Source organism: Chitinophaga sp., from assembly GCF_039596155.1.
Taxonomy (GTDB): domain Bacteria; phylum Bacteroidota; class Bacteroidia; order Chitinophagales; family Chitinophagaceae; genus Chitinophaga.
On record NZ_JBCNKF010000062.1, the window covers coordinates 1 to 6,765 of the forward strand.

8 protein-coding genes are annotated in these 6,765 nt (G+C 40.2%); 5 read left to right on the forward strand and 3 right to left on the reverse strand.

All coding sequences use genetic code 11. The features are described from left to right. Positions 1-318 precede the first annotated feature (318 nt). Genes ABDW33_RS31235 through ABDW33_RS31255 form a run of 5 tightly spaced genes read left to right on the forward strand, consistent with a single transcriptional unit; the run spans position 319 to position 4,171 of the window. Positions 319-909: a TetR/AcrR family transcriptional regulator gene (locus ABDW33_RS31235; RefSeq protein WP_343694014.1), complete on the forward strand. Its 591-nt coding sequence runs from the start codon at positions 319-321 to the stop codon at positions 907-909. Positions 910-969: 60 nt separating this feature from the next. Beyond that, complete coding sequence (lpdA, locus tag ABDW33_RS31240) at positions 970-2,373, forward strand: dihydrolipoyl dehydrogenase (protein ID WP_343694015.1); 1,404 nt, start codon at positions 970-972, stop codon at positions 2,371-2,373. A gap of 15 nt (positions 2,374-2,388) precedes the next feature. Next, complete coding sequence (locus ABDW33_RS31245; protein ID WP_343694016.1) at positions 2,389-3,189, forward strand: class I SAM-dependent methyltransferase; 801 nt, start codon at positions 2,389-2,391, stop codon at positions 3,187-3,189. Between the two features lie 10 nt (positions 3,190-3,199). Next, positions 3,200-3,673, forward strand: a complete 474-nt coding sequence (locus ABDW33_RS31250; protein WP_343694017.1) for a PaaI family thioesterase — start codon at positions 3,200-3,202, stop codon at positions 3,671-3,673. 60 nt (positions 3,674-3,733) lie between these two features. After that, entirely contained in the window at positions 3,734-4,171 is a 438-nt protein-coding gene (locus ABDW33_RS31255) for a GNAT family N-acetyltransferase (protein ID WP_343694018.1), read from the forward strand. Between the two features lie 275 nt (positions 4,172-4,446). On the opposite strand, the gene ABDW33_RS31260 is transcribed toward ABDW33_RS31255, so the two are convergent. The 3 genes from ABDW33_RS31260 to ABDW33_RS31270 all read right to left on the reverse strand — a co-directional run. Continuing rightward, positions 4,447-4,833, reverse strand: a complete 387-nt coding sequence (locus tag ABDW33_RS31260; RefSeq protein WP_343694019.1) for a hypothetical protein — start codon at positions 4,831-4,833, stop codon at positions 4,447-4,449. Between the two features lie 525 nt (positions 4,834-5,358). Beyond that, positions 5,359-5,775 carry a hypothetical protein gene (locus tag ABDW33_RS31265; protein WP_343694020.1) on the reverse strand — a complete coding sequence of 139 codons (417 nt, stop codon included), beginning with the start codon at positions 5,773-5,775 and terminating at the stop codon, positions 5,359-5,361. Positions 5,776-5,839: 64 nt separating this feature from the next. Then, on the reverse strand, positions 5,840-6,765 hold a 926-nt coding region (locus ABDW33_RS31270), incomplete at its 5' end, for an RHS repeat-associated core domain-containing protein (RefSeq protein ID WP_343694021.1).

Genomic DNA, 6,765 nt, shown 5'->3' on the forward strand with positions numbered 1-6,765 from the left:
TCTATTTGAAAAACTTTCCTTCTCAAAACGATTACCCAAAAATCAATATAGGGCGACCCTTAAAATGCTATATAACTCAAAAAAATGAGAGGGTGCCTCATTTACTTATGAGACACCCTCTTTTCTATTAGATCACTTGTTGAAAAAAAACATGGCCCAAACTATTTTTCACACACAGCGCCGGGACAAACGCAAAAAACCGGCTGGTATTTAAACCCCATTCCCATTTCCTGCCTGAAAAGATTACCTACTCAATAAAAAAAGACCAAATGGTTTATTTTTTCCCTACCTTCGCATGCACATTGCATAAATATGAAAATGTCCAAGTCAGATAATACAAAACAGTTCATCGTCGAACAAACCGCTCCCCTATTCAATACCAAAGGGTATGCCGGTACTTCCATGAATGATATTATGAGTGCGACAGGACTCTCAAAAGGCTGCATCTACGGCAATTTTGAGAATAAAGACGAAGTTGCCCTGGCAGCCTTCGACCACAACTACAACCTGGTTGTTGAACATATGAAAACCCGTATACGGGCCACCGACAATGCAATCGAACGACTATTGGTCTACCCGAACACTTACAGGAACTACTTCCGGTATCCCTACCTGCAGGCTGGCTGTCCGATCCTGAATACGGCTACAGAAGCAGATGATACCCATCCCCTGTTAAAGGAACGGGCACAACAGGCAGTTGATTTCTGGAGAACCTCCATCGAAAATCAGGTAAAACGTGGCATTGAGAGAAAGGAGATAAAGGCAGATACCGACCCTGTAGAAATAGCGGTCATCATGATTTCAATGATCGAAGGAGCGTTTATGCAGGCAAAAGTTACCAACAGAACCAAAGAACTGAAAATCGCCATGGAGTTCCTGGAAAAAATGATTGTCGGTTTGAAAGCGTAATTTTTTTGTCTCAGAAAAGACCATTCGGTCTATAATTTAAATACTAAAGCATACAATATAATGGAAGAATTTGAAATCGCCGTGATCGGCTCTGGCCCTGGCGGATACGTTGCGGCAATACGGAGTGCTCAATTGGGCTATAAAACGGCTTTGATAGAAAAATACAATACCCTGGGCGGAACATGTACAAACGTTGGCTGTATTCCTACAAAAGCCCTGTTGGACAGCACCCACCATTACGCTGATGCGGTTCATAAATTTGAAACCCACGGCATCAGCTTTTCCGATATCCATCTCGACTTCGCCCAACTCTACAGGCGGAAAGCCGATGTAGTGGCAAAGAACACGCAGGGACTGGACTTTCTGATGAAGAAGAATAAAATCAGGGTTTTACAGGGTACCGGTTCATTTATAGATAATGAAACCCTGAACGTACAGCAACCCGGCAATCAGTCTATAAAAATCAAAGCCGGGAAATACATTATCGCAACCGGCTCAAAGCCAGCGACCATTCCCGGCGTAAGCATTGATAAAACAAGGATCATCACTTCTACAGAAGCACTGAGTCTTCCGGAAAAACCCAATAGTATCGTCATTATAGGTGGCGGTGTAATTGGGGTAGAAATGGCTTCTATTTTCAACAGGATTGGCACAAAGGTCACCATCCTGGAGTATGCAGAAAACATTATCCCTACCATGGACAAAGATTTGAGTGTTGCCTTGCACAAGATACTGTCCAAAGAAGGAATAGAGATCAGGTTGCAGGAGGCAGTATACAAAAGCGAAAACCTGGGCGATAAAGGCAGGGTCTGGTTTAAGAATAAGCAGGGACTTGAACAGGACCTGACAGCGGACTACATCCTTGTTGCCGTCGGGAGAAAACCTTATACAGACACCCTGGGGTTAGAAAATACCGGTGTCACATTGCATCCGAATAAAACGATCAAAACAAACGAACATTTACAAACCACAGTCCCACATATTTATGCGATCGGGGATGTGATCGGCGGAGCGATGCTGGCACATAAAGCAGAGGAAGAAGCGATGTTTGTCATGGATACGATACACGGGCAGCAGGCGCATATTGACTACAGCAGAATACCCTCCGTGGTCTATTCCTGGCCTGAAGTGGCCGCCGTGGGTTACACGGAAGAAGAATTAAAGAAAAAGGGGATTCCATATAACACAGGAAAATTTCCATTTGCCGTCAATGCAAGGGCACGGGCAGGTATGGAAACAGAAGGATTCGTAAAAGTGCTTTCTGACCCCAAATACGGGGAATTGCTGGGGATACATATTATCGGTGCGAGGGCGGCAGATCTCATCACACAGGCCGTAATAGGTTTAGAGGCAGAAGTAACCTCCAGCGAAATGGGCGCTGCCTGTTATCCTCACCCGACTTATTCTGAGGTCTTAAAAGAAGCTTATACAATTGCCGCAGGAAAAACCTCTGTGAACATTTAAACCAATCCAGGAAACATGCATCCGGAATATAATTATTTAGACATCAACCGCCAATCATGGAATAGCAAAACGGAAGCACATATAAAATCCGATTTCTATGATGTAGAAGGTTTTTTGCAGGGAAAAAGCTCTCTAAACGATATTGAATTAAACTTATTGGGGGATCTTAAAAGTAAATCCGTCTTACATCTGCAATGTCATTTTGGGCAGGACACAATTTCCCTGAGCAGACTTGGCGCTGATGTAACGGGAGTCGACTTGTCCAACGTCGCCATTGATCGCGCCAGGGAACTGGCAAAAGCCGCGAGTGCTACTGTCAACTTTATATGCAGCGATGTATATGCACTACCTGATGTGCTTGACCAACAGTTTGATATTGTCTTCACCAGCTATGGTGTGATAGGCTGGCTGCCAGATCTGAACAAATGGGCCAGCGTGATCTCAACATTCCTGAAACCCAATGGGAAGTTGGTATTTGTGGAGTTTCACCCGTTTGTATGGATGTATGACAACGACTTTGAAAAGATCACTTACAGCTATTTTAATTCAGGGGCCATCGTCGAGACCGAAACCGGTACCTATGCAGACAAGGCAGCGGACATAACCGTTAAAACTGTGGCCTGGAATCACAGCCTGAGCGAAGTATTGAATAGTCTCATTCAAAACGGGCTGGTCCTCCATTCCTTCGATGAATATGATTATTCACCGTACAATTGTTTTAATAAGACCATCGAGTATGCGCCGAATAAATACAGGATAACACACCTGGGTGATAAAATTCCGATGATATACGCCATCACTGCTTATAAAAAATAATAAGGTAGTCATGATAAAGCTTCCGGTACTGGATTATATCCAGCACATGATTAACAATACGCTGACGCCTGAAATGTGTACACACATGCAATATCCTACGCCCATCTCCCAAATGTTGGGTATCACCATTACGGAGATAGGGCCAGGTACGGCAACCTTACAGATTGACACATCCAAAGAGAAACATAGCAACCAGCAGGGAACCATACATGGTGGTCTGCTGTCTGAACTGGCTGATGCGGCCATCGGCACAGCGCATTCCACTTTTATAGGGGAAGGTGAATCTTTCACAAGTATAGATCTGAAGATAAATTTTTACAGGCCGGTTTTTGATGCTGTCCTCACTGCAAAGGCATCGCCATTACAGAAAGGGAAGACCATCAGTCATTATATGTGTGAAATCTTCCGTAGTGATGGAAAAAGAGTGGCGATGTCGACAAGTACGGTGATGACTTTAACTGGTGATAAAGCAAGGGGAAGGTAAGGCGGTCTTCCTCTTTATAGATTTTCAGTATAATTACATTTTTAAAAAGCCCTGTCTACAATGAACTATCAAATAGAGAAGTATACACCTAGCTTCAAAGACAGCATCCTAAAAGTATGGGAAAAATCAGTCCTGGCTACGCACGATTTTTTACGTGCAGATGATTTTGTTGAGATAAAAGAAATGCTTCAGAATTTTGACTTTTCTTCGTTGGATGTGTTCTGTTTAACCGGGGATAAGGAGCTGGTTGGATTTATCGGATTATATGAAACAAAAATTGAGATGTTGTTTTTAGATCCTGATTATATGGGTAAGGGTTTAGGAAAGTATCTAATGAATTTTGCCATGACAAATTTGGGTGCGAATGAAGTTGATGTGAATGAGCAAAATAATCATGCAAGAACTTTTTATGAAATGCTGGGGTTTAAAGTATTTGGCAGAACGGAAAAAGATGATGCTGGCAGGGAGTATCCTATTTTGAAAATGAAGCGGATATGACATTATATACAATACAATTCATGAATTGAAAGATTTCAGGGGGAGTATCAAATTTTTTGTGTAAATACCTTCCCATTGTTTGGAACCCTGCCGGTATGGCGAAGGGGAAAATGGCGCGGTAACAGCGCCTTCCCCGGTCTTAAGGTTCATTTTGAGCTATGGCTGAGTAAGCTGTTAAACAAAAGAAATTTTATAGTCTCGGTGTAACAAGCAAAAGGTGCGTCAATTATTTACGAGACGCACTTCCATTGATTATTCGGAACAAATTGCTTGATTTAAAACCCTCTGACAAATTCTTTATAGGAATTAAGTTTTAAAAATTCCGCAGTCTGCATAATTGTTCCGTGATCATTGTCGATAATAATTTTTCTATCCGATGGAATAGATGCTGCTAAACTTTGTAAATAAGAAAAGTTATAAAACAAACAGGCAAAAACATTGAAGGTATCGAATTCAGATACTATTTTCTTTTGTTCATTAGGTTCCATTAGATTAAACATACTGTTATCTTTCGAGATAGAAAAATAACTTTTCTGTTCATTTGGAATATAGTATTCAATTTCAGATTCATTTGCATCCTCGAACTTAAATAAGCCTATGGCATATAGTTTAAAATCTGATAATTCAAACGTTGAATCTGTTATAAAAATCGCATCCTTCATAATTCAATTTATTTCTTCGGATTTACATACTCTATTAAATCTTTAATATTTCTGAAAGCCTTAATGTTGTCCTTCATACATTTTTCGTCCGCAGCTACCGCTGTATCCCCCTATTCTCTCCCAACTCTATCACGCGACCCTGCGTATCATATGTTGTATAAAAATCTCCATTTTAATATGTCAATGACAAAGGTGGCAATCGCCAAAGCCAATAGCTGGCTTTGCATGCCTCAGTTATGTAGAGGTCCGTTTTCTATGAGAAATGTTAAGGTGCCTTATTACAGTAAGTTTATAACCGATAGAATTTTTCAACTTTATACTGCAAGAGACTTTACATACTTCCAGTTTTTGCTTCACCAAATTCTGTTATCACCTGTTCAGATAAATTTCAACGGCTTACTCAAGCATATCCCATACTTAAAGCAAAACCAAAATCAGATGCAATCTTTATTTGAATTCACTCAGTATTAATACCGTTATTGATGAAAATCATCAATTAGATAATTAATATGCGAAATCAGTTATTTACTTACCTGCATTCTTGTTCATTTCTTTAGTCGCTAGTTCAAGAGCAATCGTTAGTTTAAGTTTGCTAGTCTTGGTTATTCCTTTATAATACTCAGGTATGCTAAATGTTCCTGTAATATGACATTCGTCATCCTCTCGATTCCATTCAATCTGCACAATAATAGAACCGTTAATTAATATAAAGTAAATATATTCTCCCTGTTCAGGTATCCAATTAAGAATATATGCGCTAATCATCTCCGGATAAACTAACTTCAATTTCTTAATTACTTCATTATTAGAATTAAACAATGACTGGCTCGACGCTATAAGTGACGTCCTAAGTTCATTTTCTATTTTACTACCAATAAGTTTCATTATATAATATACTGTACCTGGTGTTACTGTAATCAAATCTCCATTAATATTTGTCATAACTGTCATTAATGAAGTAAACTTCCAATTCTTAAATTTATCATATCCAATAGGACTATTAAATTTAATTTGTCTTACAAACCCTCAATTCTGTCTTACCATCTACTTTTGCTGTCGTAGCCCTAATAACAGGGGACTTCCTAACTTGGTATAATAAACTACTCAACATTTCAGGAGTTATCGTGAACTGTGACGCATTCCTTCTTCCTGAAAAATGCCTATCTAGTAAATGTTTCCATCCCTCATTAGTTATATTGATTCTGGATTGAACTCTGCCGGGGACTTCGCCGCCATCAGTACTTTCTATGTTCGAAATGCTTACTCCAATAGGTCTTGTTGTAGCTGGCATTTCAACTCCATTTGTAGAAATACTTCTGCGTTCACTAACATTTATGGTTGAAGGAAAAACACTAGATTTTCCAGCCGGAATCCCACTAAACGACATCATTGTCCCCTTAACAAAAATCCACTTCAGCGCTGATTGATCCCCGCCTAATAAGAATCCAAAAGACCGCCCTTGGATAATTGCAGAAGCAACTGCTTCATCATGCTCATCCTTAATATATGCTAATTGATCTCGAACTAACGCTTCTGAGCCAATATGGCCATTCCCATAAATATCGGCCATAAGAACTATATTTCGCCTCTTTTGCTCTTCTTCTACCAGCCATTTTGCTCTCGCGATTTGAAATTTAGCATATTGCCTTTTTGAGAAATGGAATTGTTCGAGAAATGTCTCTGCACCATCCTGATCTGTTGCCTGTATAGGAGTATTACCTGAAAACTGGTAAGGCGTATACCACGGATACTCCCTCGTCAACGGATCCATACTCAAAAACCGCTCCGCTTTCCCATCATACACCCTCATCCCATAATCCTGCTCATTTCCCTCCCCCTTCACCTCATTATCATTCTCCTTCCCATTAAACCCATACCTATACCCACCTAATGAGCATTTCCTATCCATCATCCCCATCCCAAAAGTATAAT